The organism is Kordia jejudonensis (assembly GCF_001005315.1).
In the GTDB taxonomy this organism is placed as follows: domain Bacteria; phylum Bacteroidota; class Bacteroidia; order Flavobacteriales; family Flavobacteriaceae; genus Kordia; species Kordia jejudonensis.
Map to the genome: position 1 here is coordinate 20,383 of NZ_LBMG01000023.1, position 19,917 is coordinate 40,299.

The following is a 19,917-nucleotide window of genomic DNA, read 5'->3' on the forward strand; positions in this document are numbered from 1 at the left end:
ACTTTCCCTAATCCATTAGACTTTATTAAAATTAGTTAATAACAAATAAAATAAAGGACCTATGGAGACAGTAACTCAAAGCATTGAGGATATCTCAGCTACAACAATTTGTGGACTTATTAAAGTGCAAATGCTAACACATCCTGATCGGATAGCAATTGTGGATGGAAAAATTAATATTGACTACAAACGTTTGCTTGCCAAAGCGAATCAAGTTGCTGGTGCGCTTCAACATCGTAAGATTCCAAAAGGATCGTTAATTGGTGTTTGCATGCATCGTTCATGGGAATTAGTAGCGACATTAATTGGCGTTATGCAAGCTGGTTGCGCGTATGTTCCATTAGATCCTACCTATCCGAAAGATCGTATCAAATACATGCTAGAAGATTCTAAAGCGAAAGCGGCAGTTGTATCCGATGGAACGACTGCGAATTTGTGTGCAGGAGTTGAAAATGTAGTGTGGATTGATGCACTTGGAGATCATTCGGATGAAAATATACACGCTTCAAAAAACGAATTAGCGTATGTTATTTATACTTCAGGTTCTACAGGAAAACCAAAAGGTGTAGCTGTTGAACATAAAAATATAGTAGCCATGCGGGCATCTGTTCGGCAAATGTTTAGCGATAAAGAATTGAACGGAATGCTCGCTGCTGCTTCGGTTTGTTTTGATACTTCGGTAATGGAAATTATGGGAACACTTTCGCTAGGGGGAAAGATAATATTAGTTCAAAATGCATTAGAATTAACTAAAATTCCCGCATTAGATCAAGTACGAACCTTTGTGATGGTTCCGTCGTCTGTTCAAGCATTATTGGCAACAGAAACATTGCCCAAAAATATAAAATGTGTCGTTTTTGGAGGAGAAGCTTTAAAACGATCGTTAGTTGAGCAAGTGTATGCGCACGATTCTGTAGAACGCGTATTAAACGCATACGGACCAACGGAAGACACTGTATATTCTACTATTTCAGAAGTGTCGAGAGATACAAAAATAGTAACGATAGGAAAATCTGTTCTAAACTCACGAGCTTATATTTTAAACGAAAATCTTCAACCAGTTTCCAATGGCGATGCTGGCGAATTGCACTTAGCGGGAACAAAACTGGCACGCGGTTATTTGTATGATGAAGCAAAAACAAACGAACGTTTTATAGAAATTGAACCTACTGAAGCCATTCCTGATCGCAGATTATATAAAACGGGCGATTTATGTCGTTGGGCAGAAAATGGAGAAATTGAATTTTTAGGAAGAGTCGATCAGCAAGTAAAAATACGAGGTTTCCGCATTGAACTTGAAGAAATAGAATCTACACTTGAAACCATGGAAGGCATTCATGCTGTTGCGGCCGCTGCTGTTGAAGGCGGAATTAGGCAAAAAATGTTATTGCTTTATGTGGTTAAAAAAGATGATTCTATCACCACAGAGCACATAAAATCATACATCGCTGCACGTTTGCCAAAGTACATGATTCCACAAGTTGTAAAGTATTTGGACGAATTGCCATTGTTGCCAAATGATAAGCTCGATCGAAAGAAACTCATGCAATTGGCGCAAAAATCATCATCCAAAGAAACGACAACGGAAAATCTTTTGGGACAATTTAAAAGCTCAAATGAAAGCTTAAAAGAAGCCGTCTTGGAAACGATTCAACGTGAAGTTGCCACCATTATGAATATTGATGATTCAAAAACGATTTTGCCGAATCAACCTTTTGACGAACATGGACTCGATTCGTTGTCTACGTTAGAATTTAGCAGTAGACTTTCTAAATCATTAGGAAAAAAAATAACCGCGCCAATTATTCTTAGACATCCAACACCAAATGCTTTGACAAATTATGTCGTAGATATTACAGAAAATGGAGGAGAAGTTGTCGAAAATGCATCTTGTAAGGTGTTTAGTGATACATTGGCGAAGTTTCAATTTGACATTCAATCGAGTTTTCCAACGTTTCAAGCAGCAAATGCAACGGCTTGGAGTGCAGATGATAAAAGTAAGCTTGTGCAAGAAGTATTGCGTATGGTAAATGACAATCGTAGAAATCCGTATGGGAAAGTATTACGCACAGGAAGTGCCGCTACAGGAGTTGTGGGCGATGCGTTTAATGACGAAGAACAAGAAGCAATTATTTGGTCAACAAACTTGTATTTTGGACTCAACAGAGATGATAGAGTAATTAAAGAAGCAACGTTGGCACTAGAAAAATTTGGAACAGGCATGGGGATTTCGGCGTCTGCATCTGGAATGACGAATCAGCATGTAGCTTTTGAAAAAGAATTTGCAGATTTGGTCGGAAAAGAAGACGCTTGCTTATTTCCTACTGGCTATACGGCAAATGTAGGTGCGATTTCTGGAATTCTTGGAAAAAATGATGTCGTTGTCATCGATCAACTTTGTCATGCTTCTATTGTAGATGGTGCGCGTTTGAGTGGTGCCGAAATACGAACATTTAAACATAATGATGCCAAAGATTTAGAAACCGTATTACAATCGGAAGTGTCTCCATATCGTACAGTTTTAGTCGTGTTGGAAAGTGTATACAGTATGGGCGAAGGAACAGCGCCAGTTGCGGAAATTGTAAAAATGGCAAAAAAATACAACGCATTGACTTTTGTTGACGAAGCGCATTCTTTTGGTTTTTATGGAAAAAATGGTGCTGGAATTTGTGCCGCGCAAGGTGCTACCGAAAATGTAGATTTTTTAATGACAACACTCAGCAAAGCGTTGGGAAGTATTGGCGGAATTATTGCCGCAAGTCGTGAACATATTGGTTTGTTAAAAGCATCATCAAGAGCGTACATATTTCAGGCGTCTATCAGTCCTGCGGATATTGCTGCTGCGTTGACTTCCTTGCGATTGCTTCGTGCCGATGAAAAATTGCGCGAACAGTTGTGGGACAGAACGCGATACATGCGTCGACGATTTGAAGAAGCTGGATATGATTTAGGCACAGGAGACGGACCAATTATTACACCACATTTTGGCGATAAAGACAAATTGTATGCGATTGTACAGAGTTTATATAAACGTGGTGTACAAACTTTGGCGGTAACGTATCCGATTGTGGAAATTGGTCGTGGACGTTTACGATTTATCTGTTCTGCGGCGCATACGCGAAAAGATATTGATAAAACGGTTGAAGCACTTATTGAAGCCGAACGCGAAGTAGATGCACAAATGGTAATTACACAAAAAGAACAGAAAAAGGAAAGTGTTTCGAATGAAGCGTTACAAGAATGGGCAACTACTTTTACTTCTTATATAAAGCATTGGTTGACACAAATCACGGGCGCTACGCCAAACCTTATGATTTCTGTACGAAGTTCTGATGACAAGAATCCAATTAGAATAGTCATAAATGACGGCGTGTGTACACAAACTGATCAGGTCGTTTCAGGATTACCTTCTTGTGCTGTATGTGTTGAAAATAAAGAAGCGTTAATTGCTATACAATCGTGTGATATGCAAGCGATATTGAATCATATTTCTAACGGAAATTTTGTGCTAAACGGACAAGTGGAAGCTTTTATTTGGCTTTTTGCACGATTGGTAGACTTTCAAAAAGTGATGCAAGCAAGTTCAAATTATACACAGAAGGAATCAGAAGAAGTGATTGTTTAATAATTTTGAATCTTTGAAATTGTGCACATTCGGGAGCTTTTTAGATGTGCTTGTTTTTTTATTGAAATTAATACAATGTTTATGCTTAATGACTTGTTATAAAAAGGTATAACTAACAGAAAAATTTAGAAAAAACAAAAATAATATAACAAGCAATTATATGCTGTCAATATTGCTTACTGTATTTATTTCATCAATTCAATTTGATACTTTGTAGCATCAAAAGCCATTTGTAAACCTCTTAGGTTATACTCAGATTTATTTTGTTGAAATAATGTATTCAAGTATTCCGTTTGCTTACTAATATTGTCATTTTCTCTTTTAAAGATTTGGTATTTTAAGAGAATTAAATTCGCCATAATTTTATCCGAAATATTTATATCAGTTTGATTTAAATACGCTTCTATCGTACTTTTTATCTTGGAATCATTTTCAGGTAGTTCATCGAATAGATACGCATTTGCCAAGTCAGATTTATTCATACTAGCGTAATCATTCTGATTGGACATATCTTTTCGGTAAGTCATTTTATTTGCATTTAGAAAATACCATCTAGTGTAAGAATCATTTTCCATTTTAATTTCTTTTTCAAACTTCTTTTTCTTTACACTCCAGTTTGTGAAAGCAATTAAAAGTTCAGTTTCATCATCTTTCTTTAAAATAGCAAATCGAATCAAGTAATTTCTTTTTCCGGGCTTTTCAATTTCAATATCCAACTTATTTTCTACTGAAACATATTTTTTCAGCGCTTTTAGAATAGCGGAGACCTCTTTATGACTTGCTTCTGGAAATAGATTTTCTCTTAAAAATAAATCAATGTACAGATAATGAGTCAAATAAAAATCATCCATTTTAAGATAATTCGCTTCTGTCAAATGATCTGTTTTAATGTTGATTTTATCAGATTGTGCGTGCCCAAAATTTGTGAATAAAGCTAAAAGTAGAAGTGTAATTAATTTTCGGTTCATTTTGTTGGTTTATATTTAGTACAAATAGTTTTATATGAAACGTAATATGCGAAAAGATACTAAATTCCCAGTTCAATACATAGCAGATTTTTTAAATTTTAGCCACTTTCTAAAAATGTCCAAACCTTTGTGTTAGCAGCAACTTACGCTATTTTTATATATAATATTACTTACTGACTTTTTCAGCAATAGTATTCATTTCGCCATATTTTTTAAGTTGGTACATGGAATAAAAACCGAGTACAAATTCTGCTATGATTCCGAAAACGTAGCCACCTGTTGGCAATCCATCCATTACCATGCTTAATGCTCGTCCAATAGCAAGAGATATCATAAATACTATATTCAATTCCGTGGCGATTTTCCAGTATTCAGCTTTCCAAATTCCGATAATCCAAACGAGTGATATTCCGATATATAGACACATAATAGCTTTCAGCATATTTGAAAGGTCAATTGTTTTTACTTGTATGTTTAAGTGTTCAGGTAAAACTGATGGCGAACCATAAATTATTGCTGTCGGAACTACAATTAATAAGGATACGATGAGATGTAGATTTTTTAGAATCCAATTTAGTTTACTTTTCATATTTTTTATTGCGATAGTTGAATTCCGCTTTGCTTTTTTTAGCTTGTTGGTAAAACGGTCTAGTATAACCGTCAGTTACGGGCTTATATACTTTAATATTCGGTTTGGTACTGATGCTCGCAATTCCAAGTGGATTCGGACGTAGTCGAATTCGCCGTAATTGCGGTTATACATTGTAGTGCGTTCGTATTTTTTATTCCGATTTGTGTACTTCAAGTTCAATTTCAACCATAAATTCAGGTAATGCTAATCCTTTTACTTCAAGCCAAGAACCAGTCGGAAATCCGTTTTTATAAATTTCAGCTCGATATGCTGATTTTTCTAGCATTTGTGCCATATCAGTTGTGAAAATATCTTCTTTTACCACATCGTCAAATGTACAATCAAAGTGTTTTAATATTTTTTCTAAATCAGCATAACAGTTTTTCATCTGCTGTTCTATATCGCCAATCGCAGTTGGATTTCCTTCATCGTCCATACTTACAGCTCCAGAAATTTTAATGTTATTTCCAATTTTTACAGCGTGTGAATATCCATATGCTTTTTCCACTTCCAGTCGAAGTGAAAAATATTCAGGTTTTTCGGATTCAACTATTACTTCTTTTTCCACTTCTTTCTTTTCTTCCTTTTGTTTTTTTTCACAACTTTGGAATCCAAAAGCCAATACAAAAAGTACTGTGAGTAAAGTCAGTCGGTTAGTTGGTTTTTTCATATTTCTGATCATTTAGAGCCTACTTTGGTCGGTTTTCGGCTATCCCGTTTTTCTTATGAGTTTCGTTTTTCAGTATGACGCACAATGTGTTTGTGTATGGTTTGTTGTATGTTTAAGCACTAAAGTAGCAAATAAACCACAGATAGAAAGTCCATGAGGATTTTCGTAAGTAGGCTAGAACTTAGCAATTGATTTTATACGGTGTTGTAAACAGAATTTATTTCAACCATATTTGTTTCCTAACGAAACTTGGGATTTGTAATATCCAAAAATGGTCTTTTGTTTTATCTAAATCAATATTCAAATTTGCTTTGTTATACATATTCATTAAAGTCAGATTATGTAATTGACTTTCTGTTACGAAATATAGATTCGCTAAATCAAACTCGTCTTTTAATGGATATGCATCTTTATCGTGTTTATAAATGTAATCTCCTTTTTCGAGATGTTGATTTAATTTTAAAAACTCTTTTATATAGATGTATTCTAATTCCATAATTTACGCTTGTTCGTAAAATTTACCTTGATATTTTAAAATTAAATCGGGCAAATTTAAATTCATATTCATTTGTTTTTTTGCTACGTCAATTACTACAGCCCAAGTTCCGATTGGGCTTATTGGTGAATTTGATAAATAATCCGAAAGATTGATATTTTGCACCATTATTGTTTGTGGACTAAATTCAAGACCAGAAACAGCACCATATTCAATATTGTGTACTTTATCAGTCTCAATATCTATATCGTTTATAATTGGTGCATTTCTTGCTTCTTCTTGTAAAGTTTTTGTGATTGCTATATCAAAAACTTTTCCATTTATTTCAATCCAAGAATGGTCAAAAAAATAGTCGTTAGCTTTGACCTCACCTAATTTCCATTTGCAATCAATTCCAGATTCTTTTAGTAAAACATATATCGCTGAACTACTCTCGTGACAAGCTCCTGTCCAATCTAATCTATAAGTTATATCTAAAAACTCATTGAAAACCTTTCCAATAATATCTTTCTTTTCAAAATTCGCAATCACTTCATTTAGATTGTCTGTCCAATGTTTGTTCAGCATTGTTGTAAACAGTTTTTTTTATGTATTTATAAATAGGGTTGAATATCTTTTTTCTTAGATTTTTTTTGGTTGTTGCTTTAGTGCTAATTGTTCGTGCAATTTGTGGTGACATTAGATAATATAGATTTACAGAAATTCTCCCTAAAACTGTTGTATTCAGTTTTTCATCTCTAAATTGTCTAAATAGAAGAACTTCTTCTGATTCAGATGAATCATAAACAGCTGTTGCAATAAAACAACGACTATCTTTATTATTAATTCCATCAACGACAACTTTCGGCGTTTTTGGATGATTTAAAAAAAGTGCTTTCCTTTCAGGTTTGTAAACAATATTTACATTTCGTATTATCTGATATATTCTTTCAATAATTTCGGCAGGTGTATTTGGATTTCGCATTAATCCATCATAGTAGTCCAAATTAAGGTCTTCATAGAAATTCAATTTTGGATTAAGAATAGCTCTTTTCAAAATCTTTTCATTAACTCGATTATTATAAGAAAAAGCTCTAAGAACTTCAATATTACTATCAAAAGATAAAGTTTCTAAAAGTTTCTCAGGCGTAGATGGGTTTTTAACAACATTAGCTCTTACAGCACTTAAAATGTGTTTTGCCAATTCGTGTAGAGTTTTTTCAGGTGCTAATGGATTTTTAGAAAGTTCAGTATTTAATTTAGTTGAACTTGCGATTTGATTAATGATATTGATAAATTTTGATTCAGCTGCAAGTTTACTTTCATTAGTGTAATTATAACGAATTTCAATGTTCTTACAGAATTTCAAAATGTATAATTGTAAATCTTCAGGTATTTTATTTGTTGTCAATTGGCCAATACTCAATCCATATTCCCCTTTTTCAATTTCAGATTTTTTATCAGAAATTAAGAAATTAAGTTCCTCAATGTTATTGGGTTGTAATGTGGTTACTGACATTTCGTTTAAATTGTTTACAATGGTAAATATAACAAACGTCGCTGACCCAAAGGGCAGCTATGTTTTGTTATATAGTGTTAGCTGCTAGCTTTGTATGTTAATGTTCCGGTAATCTTTTCAGGTTCATTTTTACAAGTGATTTCATAGTCAATTGTAAAATCAGTATGACTTTTTACAAGAATATAAGAAGGAAAAGCCATAGTTTCATTTGTGTTTAGTTCTTTAAAATAGCATTCGATTATAGTTTGATTTGGTTTGTCATAGTAATAATTATAGTCAAAATAATAATTTAACATTGAGCGAAATTTATCTTCTTCCTGTCCTTTTCGCTCATAACCAAACATACCAAAGTTTATAAATTGAGGTATTATATTTCTTGGGTTATATTCATTAACGACACTATTTTGATTCTGTTTTAAGCTATTAAATAAAAAGCTATTATCTGAGTTCAAATCTTCTATATTTTGAAACATTTTTGGAATAGGAACTTTTTTTGATTTAATAACTTTTACATTTTCAGGAATTGAAAGTTGAACTCTGATTTCTTCGTTATGCTGTTTTCCTGTATTTGTGATGACAATTGGTAATAAAGAAAGTTTCGATAATTTTTTCCAAAAGTCCATTAAATCAAGTAATTCATTAATTTTCCAGTAAAAATCCTTATATAATTTTTTCTTTTCCTTCTCTATTTCACTGCCTATTAAGGTTGTTTTATTTGGAGTTAGTGGAAATCCTATACTCATTGTTTTGGTTTCTTTAAGTTCTCCAAAATTGAAGAACTCTTTTTCTGGTTCTACATTTAGAAGTTTTTTTAGTCCTCTAGTAATTAATTTAATCTCATAATTGCTTATAACAACGGGTTCATTACTATACTCAAATGAACTTTTTAAAGTAGAGAATGTACTGAAATCATTTATATCAAACTCTTTCTCAAAAGTTTTTACTTTAAAATCGTACTTGCTAATTTTCTCAAACAATTCTTTTACCTTTTGTTTTTTGCTAGAAAAGAGGTTTGAATTTTTGATATCAGCGATTTTAATATCTGATATTATTTTTTTTGAAAATACTTTGTTATGGTAGAATTGAAGTTGGAAGTTCGCTTTGTTTAAGGTTACCTGCTCCGAATAGTTATATAAAATCCAGTCGAGTAAATGACTCTCAAATTCATTTTTATGAACGATCTTTCCTAAAGTTGAAATTTTGATTATTTGATTTACCATTCCATTGGCAATCAATTTTTTAGTTGGGTAGTCCGTTAAAATATCTTTTGAGAAAAAGAATTTGTCAATACCCGCAACTAATGCATCCTCTAGAGTTTCAATATTATTCGGTTCAAAGTAAACTCTTAACCTATTTTTTATTTTATGTAGGCTTTTAAATTTTTCTGGAAATTCTGTTTCTTGTTTGTCCTTTATTGAGTTGAATAACAATTTTGTTGAGTGAGAGGAATTCCCAACTAAATAAATGGAATAGATTTTAGCGGCGCTATAATCTAAAGTAAGATTTTGAAGCCACTGGAAAATATCATTTGTTCTAAAATTATTTATTGACGACTTCACTTGACTTATTTCCATACTTTGGTCGGGAAATGTCCATATAATGTCAACTTTATCGTAATCTGTTTTAGGTTCAACGCAAATTGAATTCCAATCACCATTCAAAGATTTTAAGACAGCAATTAGCGATTGAAATAAATATCCTCTAATACTTTCTTGTCCACTCATATTTTTTTCGGCTTGCAGCTAACGTGTTTGTGTATGGCTCGTTGCTCGTTGCGTGCAAATTAGCGATTATTTTTCGGTTGGGCACAAGCCAGATTTTTAAATTTTACTATTTATCCTTTTCTTGGAAATCGTCAAATTTAAAAATTTGGCGACTTTCCAAATATGCTTTAACTTCGATTGAACAACTGATTAGCAATGAGCTATACACGTTGTTAGCAACAGTTATTTGTTCCAATGAATAATATCAATTGGCAAATATTCAGCTCCTAATTTCGCGTTGGGAACTTTTGTTTGAAAACAATCCACCATTTCTTGTGGAATTGCTAATTCACTATTTGGATTAGTTATCATCACTTTAAAAGGAAACTCATCTTTTCTGCCATAATCTAAAGGATGTTGATATAAATCGGGTAGCAATTCATCACGAGTTCCATTTTTAATGGGTAATAAGTGTCTTGTTATTATTACACAATCAACATTTTCAAATTTTAATAATGTGCCTTGCTTGTCTTTTGCAAAAGAATCTTGAGTAAATAAACCAGCTTGAGGACTTGAAATAGCAGAGATAGGTTCATAAATGAAGTCGTCCCATACAATAACAAGAACGCAGTAAATATTCGGGTTATCATTTTTAAATCCCTCAAATTTTGAGTTTGCACTAATCAAAAAGTCCTTTACTACGTTATCTCTAGGCAACATAGTTTTTGAAGTGTCAACTGCTTTTATAAGGTCACTTCTGGACGGTAATTGAGTAGGATTATCTGCTCTTTCATTGTGTTTTTTAACAAATTCAGGCGATTTTACTTCTATCGCTAACTCTAAATTATCGGTTGTTACAATAATTTCAGGATTTTTTTGTGAAGTAGAGGATTTAGGTTCGTATTCAATTTTTTTTAAACTATCCCATTCATGAGTCACAGTTTTATTTACAATCAGCAATTCAGCCAATACTTGCAGTAATTGGTCGTAATGAGCAGTTTCATTTTCCTTTGAATTGATATTTGCTATTTTTTTTAGATAATCTTTTCCAGCATTTGGAATGGCTTTTTCTATATTTATTATTGCATCGATAATCGATTTGGCAAGTGGATGTTCTAATCCACTTTTATAAAATTCAAAATGATATTTGAAGAAATGCCATTTGTTGAAAATGTCAGAATTAAAAATCTGTTTAATTATTTCTCCTTTGGTCATTTCTAATTGTTGCTAACGCATGAATATACAGAATTCCTGTTTTTATACTAAATACAGTAAATAACAGGAACTAATTTTACAACAACTTCCTCTTATTCTCTCTAAATGTAAAACAAAGATTACACATACGCAATGCGGTTTTCCACAAAACCACTAAAATACTTCGTGAGTTCGTGACAAAAAAGATAAAAATGGATTCCTGCCTGCGCAGGAATGACAGAGTGTTAACTTTAATAACTACGTAATAATTCAGGATGATGTAAAAAGGGTATTTTATGAATTCTGTTACATATTGCCAATTCTCCTATGCGGTATATGGAATGTTAGGTATAAAAATCAGTCGTTTTTATAGTTACCTTTTCTTTTATATTTCTTCGCACGATTATTGGGACAAGAATTAATAGAATTCCAAATACGATAATAATTACTACATCTCCATTACCGTTTTTTAGTTTACTTTCAAAAGAAGTAAGATCGATTTTATTGCGAAACATTGAATAATTTCCGCAAGGTTTATTTGACTCAATATCTACTTTTAAGTATTCAGTTCTACAGACAAAAAAATCATATTCAGTAGTTTCAGAATTATTTAATGGATTTGGCGAGATCAAGTAATATCCGTTGAGTTCAAAATTAGATAAGTAAGGTCGGCACATGATTCCATTGTCTCCGAAAATTGTAATTCTTTTTCTATTTTCTTTTCCTTTGTATTTTTTAATGATTTCGACAGTCATTGAATAAGGTATTTTTCTGTCATAATCAGTTATCTTACGGTCAAGATATTCATCAAAGGAAATTATTTTGACCAATGCAACAAATTCAGAATTTCTTGCTGTCAAACTAAAAGAATCATTCCAACGACGTGAACAACTACAAGCGAATAATTCGAAAGATGAAAATAGGATGAATACTAAAAATAGAAATTTCTGTCTCAAGGATGGTTTTTTTATGATTTCAACGTGTTCGTGTATGATTAATTGCGTGGTTTAGTACGTAATTTAGCAAATAAAAACCGAATAGAAAATCCGCGAGGATTTTCGTAAGTAGGCTAGAACTAGCAATAAATTATATACGATGTTAGCTTTAGTTATTTTCGCTAAATTCCAATTGTTGTAATGATTGATATTCTATGTTAATAATTCTTTTTATTTCTAATTTTATTGAATTAAGGATATTCAATTCTGGATATTCTTTTATTAATAGGTATTGGTTCTTTTCAGCAGATTCTTGATGGTAAATTATGCTGGAAAAATTTTGAAAATGAAATATATCTTCCAAAGTTTTTATATGATTGTTGGTCTTGAAAGTTGTTTTTGCTAATTCACTTCTTAATTGAGGATAGAATATCCAAAACAAATCTTCTTTAGTTCCATTCTCTGATATTCCTACAGGACAAATTCCCATAATTCGTGATTCTGTAATTGAACGACATTTATCAAAATAATAAACTTCTGATATTTTATATCCAATAATATTGTTTGAATGTGATTTTAAAATGCTTGTGATTTCATCATTGTTATATTCTTTGTAAAAATCAGATGTTTTGTAAATCTTATTTTTTGGATTTAATTTAATCTGGTTTTTAATTGTTTTCCATAAAAGATTGTTTTTAAAAAGTAACTTATTGTTAAAGTTGTTTGGAATGTATTTATAGTAACGACTCCAAGAAAAATTGCAAGAATCAGCAACAAAAGGATATTCAATATAGTTTTCATTATTCTTATTTAATGAATCTATGACGAATATCTTTTGATTTGACTTTAAAGATTTGAATTGGTATGAATTAAAATATTTTCGTTTATTAATTAATTTCCCTGATTTGTCATAATATCTCCAAATTCCAGATTTTTGATTTTCATTATAGTGACCTTTTAATATTAGTTTTTTTTCAGGATTCCAGATTTTGATTTTTTTATCAAATTTACCTTTAAGAGTATCAATTTGAAATGAGTAGTTCAAAGTGTCAATATAAATTATCTCTGAACCAGTTATTTCTTTTTGTTTTGTTGAATCTCCAATGAACGATGCAGGATATTTAGTTCTTTTCCATTTGGTTCTTAATATTTCCACATCATCAATTATTTGACAAAATGAAAATGATGAATTTAGCACCATTAGTAAAAGCAAATATTTAAAAGACATTGAACTAAGTTTGGTTTTAATTAAAGCTAACGTATGTATATACAGAATTCCTGTTTTTATACTAAATAGGGAAAATAACAGGAACTAATTTTACAACAACTTCCTCTTATTCTCTCTAAATGTAAAACAAAGATTACACATACGCAATGCGGTTTTCCACAAAACCACTAAAATACTTCGTGAATTCGTGACAAAAAAAAGATAAAAATGGATTCCTGCCTGCGCAGGAATGACAGAGTGGTTACTGAAATAATTATGTGCTAGTAAAAAAATCTTTAGGGAATCAAATTAGAGTTGTTGCAAATCTACAGCTTTTGTTTTCCGCAAAACCACTAAAATACTTCGTGAATTCGTGACAAAAAAAAGATAAAAATGGATTCCTGCCTTACTGAATCAAGTTCAGCACAGGTCGCAGGAATGACAGAGTGGTTACTGAAATTTTAAAATGATTGTAGAAACTTAACGGAAACTTTTCTTGATACGATCCAAATTTCGCTTGTTGTCACGATCTTTTATCGTTTCACGCTTGTCATGGATCTTTTTTCCTTTGGCAAGTGCAATAGTTAGTTTTGCCAAGCCTTTTTCATTTAGAAATAAACGTAGTGGAACAATCGTCAATCCTGAGTTTTTAACTTGTTTGTTCAAACCGCGCAATTCTTTCTTATTCAATAATAATTTACGCGTACTACGTGGTTGATGATTGTAATGTGTTCCAAACGCATATTCTTCAATATACATATTGACCACAAAGAGTTCGCCTTGTTCATTGAACTCGCAGAAACTTTCGGCAATAGAAGCTTTGCTCATTCGAATAGATTTAATCTCAGTTCCCGTCAAGACAATTCCTGCCGTGAATTTCTCTAAGATTTCATATTGAAAGCGCGCCTTCTTGTTTTGTATGTTGATGTTTTTTTGCATAAATGGACGCAAATATAGCTATTTCACTGTAAATTTTATCGAATTAACTTCGAGAACTCAAAAAAATACAAAATTGATCTCAATTATTTTAAAAAAGGAAAGATTGTTAAATTCGATGTGTAATTCTTTAAAATATGTAAGATTTTGTCACTGTTCAATTTATAAATTGAATAGCTTTTGTTTTATAAATCAGAAAGTATAATGCTTGATAATGTGGTGTTTACGTTGTAGTTTTATTCCAATATTAATTAAAACCAAATATTATGAGAAAACAAAAATTAAACACGTTAAAGCTCAACAAAGAGTCCATTACAAACTTAGATGGAAACCAAATTAAAGGTGGACACGGTTGTCCTACTCAACACTACAGTTGTCAAAATTCGTGCTGGTGCGATGTAACAAGAGTTGCTGAACGCTGCCCAGTTTAGTAGGATACATACCAACTTTGTGTAAATATATAAAAGGCTGTCAAAAAAGCATAAAAAAGCGTCATTCTGAATTCAATTCAGAATCTCATTGCACTGATTTTCAATGGTTATGAGAAACCGAATCAAGTTCGGCTTGACGAAAATTTAACTTTTCAGGCAGCCTTTTTAAAATTATAAGGAATATTTTTCTAATTAATCGTGAGCAATTGAACGGTTTTTGTATCTCCAGTAACAGTCACAATATATACATTTCCATTATTGGAATCGTCAATAGATTCAAACATTTCTTTGCTTAACAATCTATTTGTAATAGCTGGAGTCGTGTTGCTATGTCCAACAATTAAGACCGTTTTTCCTGCGGTATCTTTTAAAAACTTTGGAAGATCTAATCGAAACGGATGATACGATTTAATTTCTAATTCGTTAGCATCTGCCGTTGGTTTTGCCGTTTGTATTGTTCGGTTGTATTCTGTAGAATAGACCGCATCAAATTTTACATTTTTAAATACATCTGCCCAATAAGCGGCTCTATTGTGTCCGTCTTTTGTTAATTCAGGATCTTTATTTGATTTGTCGCTCCGATTTTTTTCCGCATGGCGAATAAGATAATATACCGAAGTTTCAACTTCTTTGGCGTCTTTTGCTTTGGTTTCTTGTGCGAAGCAATTCATTACTAAGAACAGACTGAATAGTAGTACAATGTTTTTTTTCATCAATAATTGTTTTTTAGGTTTAGATGATGGCTAGTGCAATTTCAATCATTTCTTTGAAAGTTTGTGCGCGTTCCTCAGAAGTTGTGGTTTCATGAGTCACTAAACTATCAGAAATTGTCAATAAAGATAATGCTTTTACTTGAAATCGTGCAGCTAAGGTGTATAAAGCGGCAGTTTCCATTTCTACACATAAAACTCCATATGCTGCCCATTTTTTATAATATTCTTCGTCTTCTTGATAAAAAACGTCGCTTGTTAGTATGTTTCCAGCTTTTACGGCAATGTTTTTTTCTTTCGCGGCATTGATGGCAGCTAAGAACAATTCGGCATTCGCTGTAGGTGCAAACGTTTCTCCATGAAAAGGCAAATCGTTCATGCTACTGTTTGAAGATGAAGACATGGCAACGACAATGTCTCGAATACGAATTTCTTTTTGATACGAACCTGCGCTACCAACTCTAATTAGTTTTTGAACATCATATTCGTTGATCAATTCATGTGCATAAATGCTAATGGAAGGCGCGCCCATTCCTGTTCCTTGTACGGAAATTGGTTTCCCTTTGTATGTTCCTGTGTAGCCAAACATCCCGCGAACATCGTTGTACAGTTTGGGATGTTCAAAATAGGTTTCTGCAATCCATTTGGCACGCATGGGATCGCCAGGCAATAAAACTGTTGGTGCAATTTCTCCTTTTTTTGCGTTGATGTGAATGCTCATAAGTTAGTATGTATTTGTTGATGATGTTCCTGTAACAATGGTAATTCCGTTGGAAGTTCCTAAACGGGAAACACCTAAATCGATATATTTTTTGGCAGTTTCAAAGTCTCGGATTCCGCCAGAAGCTTTTAGTTTTGCCTTTCCGTTTACGGTTGTTTTCATGAGTGTAATATCTTCAAAAGTAGCGCCGCCAGTTCCGAATCCTGTTGAGGTTTTTACAAAATCAGCATTGGCTTCTACGGCTAATTGACATGCTTTTATTTTTTCTTCTTCCGAAAGATAACACGTTTCAATGATAACTTTTAGGATATGATTTCCAGCCGCTTTTTTGAGTTGTTGTATTTCTTCTTTTACTAGATTTTCTTTGCCAGATTTTAACCAGCCAATGTTGATGACCATATCAAATTCGTCAGCGCCATCGTGTTTTGCTTGCAGTAATTCGGAAACTTTTGCTTCGGTACTCATCGCGCCAAGCGGAAAACCAATCACGCTGCATACTTGAACAGTAGCTGTATTTTCTAAGTATTTTTTAGCGAAAGCGACATGACAACTGTTGACACAAACCGAATAAAAATCATGTTCAATAGCTTCCTTACAGAGTTGTTGAATATCTGCAATTGTTGCCGTAGGTTTTAGTAATGTGTGATCGATGTAACGATTGATGTGCATATTATTTTTAAAATTCTATGATTAAATATATTATAAATAACAACCTAAGATTAGTATAAAACCTTTCTCGTTCTTTTCTTTGCTTGCCCAAAGAAAATGAACCAAAAGAAATGGCACTTTTATGAGGAATTTTTAGTTCTTCTTTTTGGGAAGTACTAAAACCGTCATCCAAACACTAAATTTTTTCCAAGGCTTCAAAAATTCTTAACGTGTTTGCATGTCTATTCTACATAAAAGAAACACTTAGGTAATCATTTATTCTTGTTCGTTATTTAACTGTGTAAATATATTTAAAAAATAAGCGAGTGAAGCTGATATTTATCACGAAACCGTTGCCATGCGTAAATTTTTCACGCGTTCGTCAAAATTGGTTTCTGTAATAGGAAGAACAACATTGGTAAACAATTCCATAAAGTATTCATTGTGTTCGTGCGTTTTTCCTTTGAGAATGTTAAAGTGAATAAATGAACTCCATAACACACATTTGAGTTCCGTTTTTGCTTCGTTCCACATGCGAATTTCTACCAATAATTGCTTTTTGCCAAATTGAATCAACTGTGATTCTACGGAAACGGTTTCCATGACAAAAGCAGGCTTTACATAAGCAATTTGATGTGAACCAACAACCCAAGTTGTGCCAGTATTTTTCGCATTTTCAAAGATGTCAATATTATAATAGTCAATAAGTTGATCTTCTCTTGCGTTGATAAGATAATCTAAGTATTTGCTGTTGTTTAAGTGATTTAATGGATCACAATCTTGAAAACGAATTTTGGTTTTACTGTTTAAAATTTTTGGTAATTGTTTCATATCTTGTTGTTTAGTAATATACCAATTGGTATATTTTAAGTAAAAAAAATAGTTTTATGCTCTTAATTCTTCGTTGATCATTTTATCAATTTGATTCATGGTGTCCTGTATGTAAAAATCATCATCCATTGTATATGCCATAAAAATTGCACCTTGAATCATGGTGTCAATTCGTTTGGCAGTGTACATAGCGTTAATTTCTGTCGAAATTTCTCCGAGTTCAATTCCTTCTTCAATAATAGTCGCCAACTGATCTTGAATTCGTTGAATGATGGTGCGTACTTTTTCTAGTAGTAATGTATTTTGATGATTGGAATCTACACCAACATTTAAAATTGGACAACCGCCCATTTTGTTGGTATATCTATAATAATTACGATAAAAATCGGAGATGAGCAAAAGCTTTTCAATAGGAGAATCACTTTTATCCATGTGTTTTACAATTTCCCGCATTAAGCTTTTTACCATGAATTTAAATGCGGCAATCGCGAGTTGTTCTTTGTTTTCAAAATTGCCATAAATCGCGCCTTTTGTCAAACCTGTAGCTTTCGTAATGTCAGCAATACTGGTAGCTGCGTATCCATTTTTGTTAAAAATAGGCGCCACTGTTTCAATAATGAATGCTTTTGTTTTTTCCGCTTTGGTAATCATATTTCAAATATAATTAAAAAAATATACCAATCGGTATAAAAATTATTTTTATTGTAAAAACGTAGTTCTTGTATTGTTTGTGTGTAGTTGTAAGTGTTTGATTATTAGTAAATTTAATTCACTAATAATTTAAAACCTAGGATATGAAGAAAAGAAACCTACCTGTAAAGCTGTATTTAAAAAAGCGAAGTATTGCTTCTTTGGATTTGAAAATGATTAAAGGAGGAACAGATCCTACAAATGATCCGACAGCAACAGAATCGCTCGGGAAGCAGAGTACATGTCCTATAGAAACATGTACATGTCTCGTAGGTGCGCCAGTGCGAGTTTAAGAGTATTTACGTATTAATATAGTACCATATTTTAAAAAATAATAATCATGAAGAAAAAGAATTTCGTAGCAAAATTATCATTAAACAAGAAAAATGTAGCCATATTAGAAACAGAAAAGCTTATCGGCGGAACTGGTTATACCGCAGATTGTCCACCATTTACAATTGCAGCTTTGTGTGGCACCGGCGGAACAGGAACAGCAGGTTGTGGAACTTATAATACGTGTTTAACAGATGCCGCGTTGAGTTGCACACCAAGAGGTTGTGGAAATACATTGTTTAATTGCTAAAATCTGAATTATATACCTACTATAATTATAAATTTTGAGTTAGTTAAGGGAGATAGAAGTGTGTGTAAATGTGCTTCTATCTTTTTTTTGAAGATTTAATAATTAAAAGATTGAAAGATTGAAAGATTGAAGAATTTAAAGATTGAAGGATGTTCTGCCATGAATTCACGAATCTTATTATCATATCATATACTTTGCAAAATTGTGTAGAGTTCTTTGGTTTTCAGTTTTCCTCGCAATTCTTTGTTTCCAACGGAAATTGTTTGAAATTCTTCTTCCAATTGCAACGAATCATGTAATTCTTTTGAGATGAGAATGTCTACACCAATTGTATTGCAAAGTGATTGTATTCTCGCAGTTGCATTTAAAACATCTCCTGTAAAAATGATATCTTTTTTAAGACTTCCAATCTCGCCCGTGGTAACAGTTCCTAAATGAATTCCTGCTTTGAATGATAGTTGCATCTTGAATGTTGCTTGAAACCAATCTTGCTTTGCTTGCAAATCTTTTTTCATGTCAAAAAAACAGTGAATGCAATTATTTTTTGCGATTCCATTTTTATAATTCCAAGAAATGACCATTTCATCACCCACATATTGATATATTTCTCCAGAATGTTTTATAACAGCTTCCGATAGAATGTTGTAATATTCTTTAAGCAGTTTGAAATATTCAGTATGTCCCAACTTTTCAGCAATTGTAGTGGAAGATTTCATATCAAGAAACATGAAAATTCGATCTTCTTCTTTTGGTTTGTGATATTTTCCTCTGATAATATTCACTAAAATTCCATGTCCAATATTTTCACTTATTTCTGAATAAAACAATGAAGCGCCTAAGGAAACAGCCATTTGAAGTACTGTACTCAGGAAGCTTATATTCGTTAAATACTCTAAAAATTTATTCCAAACTTTAGGATCAAAGATGTTCGTTTCTAGTTCAATACTTGCCGCAATTGGATACATAATGCAAATAATTAGAAATAGAAAAAGGGAATATATGATGATTTTTCCAATAATTTTTATGAGAAAGCTGCTTCTAGAAAAATAGCGATTGAGAAATAATAACTCGATAGTTCCAATCAAAAAACCTACAAAAGTAACTGCAATCATAGCAAATACTACTATTTTGAAGCTAAGATTGATAACTCCATCAGGCATGAATTCGTAGTCTTTTGTAGCTGCAAATTCAACAGTTAAAAAAATGATTCCAAAAAGTAGCCAAATGATTCCAAATGGTAGAATTCGGGCAATATTTCTTTTTAGTTGTGGAGAAAGCATTTATTTCTTTTCAGTTTGTAGCTATAACTTACAAAATATAAAGTTAGGAAAAGATATAGAATTCTATATTTAAAAAATTGGGATATGATTTTACGTGTGCTAATTTCTCAAAACTTTAACTTTTCCCAATAAAATAAAGCGTTCCGAGTAGCGTTTATAT

Annotated in this window: 21 protein-coding genes; 4 read left to right on the forward strand and 17 right to left on the reverse strand. The window is 32.3% G+C overall.

Features of this window, described 5'->3' with window-relative positions; genetic code table 11:
- The first annotated feature begins 61 nt into the window (after positions 1 to 61).
- Positions 62 to 3,625, forward strand: a complete 3,564-nt coding sequence (locus AA089_RS12030; protein WP_046757205.1) for an amino acid adenylation domain-containing protein — start codon at positions 62 to 64, stop codon at positions 3,623 to 3,625.
- 185 nt (positions 3,626 to 3,810) lie between these two features.
- Here AA089_RS12030 and AA089_RS12035 read toward each other — a convergent pair whose 3' ends face one another.
- From AA089_RS12035 to smpB, 11 genes are all read right to left on the reverse strand, one after another.
- The gene (locus AA089_RS12035; RefSeq protein WP_046757206.1) at positions 3,811 to 4,593 is read right to left on the reverse strand and encodes a hypothetical protein; all 783 of its coding nucleotides are present in this window, start codon (positions 4,591 to 4,593) and stop codon (positions 3,811 to 3,813) included.
- A gap of 166 nt (positions 4,594 to 4,759) precedes the next feature.
- Positions 4,760 to 5,182 carry a DUF4345 domain-containing protein gene (locus AA089_RS12040; RefSeq protein WP_046757207.1) on the reverse strand — a complete coding sequence of 141 codons (423 nt, stop codon included), beginning with the start codon at positions 5,180 to 5,182 and terminating at the stop codon, positions 4,760 to 4,762.
- 193 nt (positions 5,183 to 5,375) lie between these two features.
- A complete protein-coding gene (locus AA089_RS12045; RefSeq protein ID WP_046757208.1) occupies positions 5,376 to 5,894 on the reverse strand; it encodes a RidA family protein in 519 nt (172 codons plus the stop codon).
- 217 nt (positions 5,895 to 6,111) lie between these two features.
- The gene (locus AA089_RS12050) at positions 6,112 to 6,390 is read right to left on the reverse strand and encodes a hypothetical protein (RefSeq protein WP_046757209.1); all 279 of its coding nucleotides are present in this window, start codon (positions 6,388 to 6,390) and stop codon (positions 6,112 to 6,114) included.
- Positions 6,391 to 6,393: 3 nt separating this feature from the next.
- The gene (locus AA089_RS12055) at positions 6,394 to 6,957 is read right to left on the reverse strand and encodes a lasso peptide biosynthesis protein (RefSeq protein ID WP_046757210.1); all 564 of its coding nucleotides are present in this window, start codon (positions 6,955 to 6,957) and stop codon (positions 6,394 to 6,396) included.
- Positions 6,923 to 7,888, reverse strand: a complete 966-nt coding sequence (locus tag AA089_RS12060; RefSeq protein WP_046757211.1) for a CFI-box-CTERM domain-containing protein — start codon at positions 7,886 to 7,888, stop codon at positions 6,923 to 6,925. Before AA089_RS12060 ends, AA089_RS12055 begins: the two co-directional genes overlap by 35 nt.
- A 77-nt stretch (positions 7,889 to 7,965) precedes the next feature.
- The gene (locus AA089_RS12065; protein ID WP_046757212.1) at positions 7,966 to 9,612 is read right to left on the reverse strand and encodes a hypothetical protein; all 1,647 of its coding nucleotides are present in this window, start codon (positions 9,610 to 9,612) and stop codon (positions 7,966 to 7,968) included.
- Positions 9,613 to 9,834: 222 nt separating this feature from the next.
- A complete protein-coding gene (locus AA089_RS12070) occupies positions 9,835 to 10,806 on the reverse strand; it encodes a hypothetical protein (RefSeq protein WP_046757213.1) in 972 nt (323 codons plus the stop codon).
- A 323-nt stretch (positions 10,807 to 11,129) separates the two neighbouring features.
- On the reverse strand, positions 11,130 to 11,741 hold the full coding sequence (locus AA089_RS12075) for a hypothetical protein (protein ID WP_064972222.1): 612 nt from the start codon (positions 11,739 to 11,741) through the stop codon (positions 11,130 to 11,132).
- A 148-nt stretch (positions 11,742 to 11,889) separates the two neighbouring features.
- Positions 11,890 to 12,948, reverse strand: coding sequence for a hypothetical protein (locus AA089_RS12080; protein ID WP_046757214.1), 1,059 nt, complete (start codon positions 12,946 to 12,948; stop codon positions 11,890 to 11,892).
- Positions 12,949 to 13,407: 459 nt separating this feature from the next.
- Positions 13,408 to 13,866, reverse strand: a complete 459-nt coding sequence (smpB, locus tag AA089_RS12085; RefSeq protein ID WP_046757215.1) for an SsrA-binding protein SmpB — start codon at positions 13,864 to 13,866, stop codon at positions 13,408 to 13,410.
- Positions 13,867 to 14,129: 263 nt separating this feature from the next.
- Here smpB and AA089_RS24740 point away from each other — a divergent pair, with 263 nt between their 5' ends.
- Positions 14,130 to 14,294, forward strand: coding sequence for a hypothetical protein (locus tag AA089_RS24740; RefSeq protein ID WP_156168988.1), 165 nt, complete (start codon positions 14,130 to 14,132; stop codon positions 14,292 to 14,294).
- Between the two features lie 188 nt (positions 14,295 to 14,482).
- On the opposite strand, the gene AA089_RS12090 is transcribed toward AA089_RS24740, so the two are convergent.
- From AA089_RS12090 to AA089_RS12110, 5 genes are all read right to left on the reverse strand, one after another.
- Positions 14,483 to 15,007 (reverse strand): SixA phosphatase family protein, encoded by a 525-nt coding sequence (locus AA089_RS12090; protein WP_046757216.1) that lies wholly within the window; start codon positions 15,005 to 15,007, stop codon positions 14,483 to 14,485.
- A 19-nt stretch (positions 15,008 to 15,026) separates the two neighbouring features.
- Positions 15,027 to 15,725 (reverse strand): purine-nucleoside phosphorylase, encoded by a 699-nt coding sequence (gene deoD, locus AA089_RS12095; RefSeq protein WP_046757217.1) that lies wholly within the window; start codon positions 15,723 to 15,725, stop codon positions 15,027 to 15,029.
- A gap of 3 nt (positions 15,726 to 15,728) precedes the next feature.
- On the reverse strand, positions 15,729 to 16,394 hold the full coding sequence (deoC, locus tag AA089_RS12100; protein ID WP_046757218.1) for a deoxyribose-phosphate aldolase: 666 nt from the start codon (positions 16,392 to 16,394) through the stop codon (positions 15,729 to 15,731).
- 321 nt (positions 16,395 to 16,715) lie between these two features.
- Entirely contained in the window at positions 16,716 to 17,204 is a 489-nt protein-coding gene (locus AA089_RS12105) for an acyl-CoA thioesterase (protein ID WP_046757219.1), read from the reverse strand.
- A gap of 54 nt (positions 17,205 to 17,258) precedes the next feature.
- Positions 17,259 to 17,855 carry a TetR/AcrR family transcriptional regulator gene (locus tag AA089_RS12110; protein WP_046757220.1) on the reverse strand — a complete coding sequence of 199 codons (597 nt, stop codon included), beginning with the start codon at positions 17,853 to 17,855 and terminating at the stop codon, positions 17,259 to 17,261.
- 143 nt (positions 17,856 to 17,998) lie between these two features.
- On the opposite strand from AA089_RS12110, the gene AA089_RS12115 reads away from it, so the two are divergent.
- Positions 17,999 to 18,187, forward strand: coding sequence for a hypothetical protein (locus AA089_RS12115; protein ID WP_046757221.1), 189 nt, complete (start codon positions 17,999 to 18,001; stop codon positions 18,185 to 18,187).
- 47 nt (positions 18,188 to 18,234) lie between these two features.
- A complete protein-coding gene (locus AA089_RS12120; protein WP_046757222.1) occupies positions 18,235 to 18,477 on the forward strand; it encodes a hypothetical protein in 243 nt (80 codons plus the stop codon).
- Between the two features lie 185 nt (positions 18,478 to 18,662).
- On the opposite strand, the gene AA089_RS12125 is transcribed toward AA089_RS12120, so the two are convergent.
- The gene (locus AA089_RS12125) at positions 18,663 to 19,757 is read right to left on the reverse strand and encodes an adenylate/guanylate cyclase domain-containing protein (RefSeq protein ID WP_046757223.1); all 1,095 of its coding nucleotides are present in this window, start codon (positions 19,755 to 19,757) and stop codon (positions 18,663 to 18,665) included.
- Positions 19,758 to 19,917: the final 160 nt, after the last annotated feature.

Coding starts and splice junctions, on each gene's coding strand:
- AA089_RS12030 (WP_046757205.1), top strand. CDS start 62: ATGGAGACAGTAACTCAAAGCATTGAGGATATCTCAGCTACAACAATT.
- AA089_RS12035 (WP_046757206.1), bottom strand. CDS start 4,593: ATGAACCGAAAATTAATTACACTTCTACTTTTAGCTTTATTCACAAAT.
- AA089_RS12040 (WP_046757207.1), bottom strand. CDS start 5,182: ATGAAAAGTAAACTAAATTGGATTCTAAAAAATCTACATCTCATCGTA.
- AA089_RS12045 (WP_046757208.1), bottom strand. CDS start 5,894: ATGAAAAAACCAACTAACCGACTGACTTTACTCACAGTACTTTTTGTA.
- AA089_RS12050 (WP_046757209.1), bottom strand. CDS start 6,390: ATGGAATTAGAATACATCTATATAAAAGAGTTTTTAAAATTAAATCAA.
- AA089_RS12055 (WP_046757210.1), bottom strand. CDS start 6,957: ATGCTGAACAAACATTGGACAGACAATCTAAATGAAGTGATTGCGAAT.
- AA089_RS12060 (WP_046757211.1), bottom strand. CDS start 7,888: ATGTCAGTAACCACATTACAACCCAATAACATTGAGGAACTTAATTTC.
- AA089_RS12065 (WP_046757212.1), bottom strand. CDS start 9,612: ATGAGTGGACAAGAAAGTATTAGAGGATATTTATTTCAATCGCTAATT.
- AA089_RS12070 (WP_046757213.1), bottom strand. CDS start 10,806: ATGACCAAAGGAGAAATAATTAAACAGATTTTTAATTCTGACATTTTC.
- AA089_RS12080 (WP_046757214.1), bottom strand. CDS start 12,948: ATGTCTTTTAAATATTTGCTTTTACTAATGGTGCTAAATTCATCATTT.
- smpB (WP_046757215.1), bottom strand. CDS start 13,866: ATGCAAAAAAACATCAACATACAAAACAAGAAGGCGCGCTTTCAATAT.
- AA089_RS24740 (WP_156168988.1), top strand. CDS start 14,130: ATGAGAAAACAAAAATTAAACACGTTAAAGCTCAACAAAGAGTCCATT.
- AA089_RS12090 (WP_046757216.1), bottom strand. CDS start 15,007: ATGAAAAAAAACATTGTACTACTATTCAGTCTGTTCTTAGTAATGAAT.
- deoD (WP_046757217.1), bottom strand. CDS start 15,725: ATGAGCATTCACATCAACGCAAAAAAAGGAGAAATTGCACCAACAGTT.
- deoC (WP_046757218.1), bottom strand. CDS start 16,394: ATGCACATCAATCGTTACATCGATCACACATTACTAAAACCTACGGCA.
- AA089_RS12105 (WP_046757219.1), bottom strand. CDS start 17,204: ATGAAACAATTACCAAAAATTTTAAACAGTAAAACCAAAATTCGTTTT.
- AA089_RS12110 (WP_046757220.1), bottom strand. CDS start 17,855: ATGATTACCAAAGCGGAAAAAACAAAAGCATTCATTATTGAAACAGTG.
- AA089_RS12115 (WP_046757221.1), top strand. CDS start 17,999: ATGAAGAAAAGAAACCTACCTGTAAAGCTGTATTTAAAAAAGCGAAGT.
- AA089_RS12120 (WP_046757222.1), top strand. CDS start 18,235: ATGAAGAAAAAGAATTTCGTAGCAAAATTATCATTAAACAAGAAAAAT.
- AA089_RS12125 (WP_046757223.1), bottom strand. CDS start 19,757: ATGCTTTCTCCACAACTAAAAAGAAATATTGCCCGAATTCTACCATTT.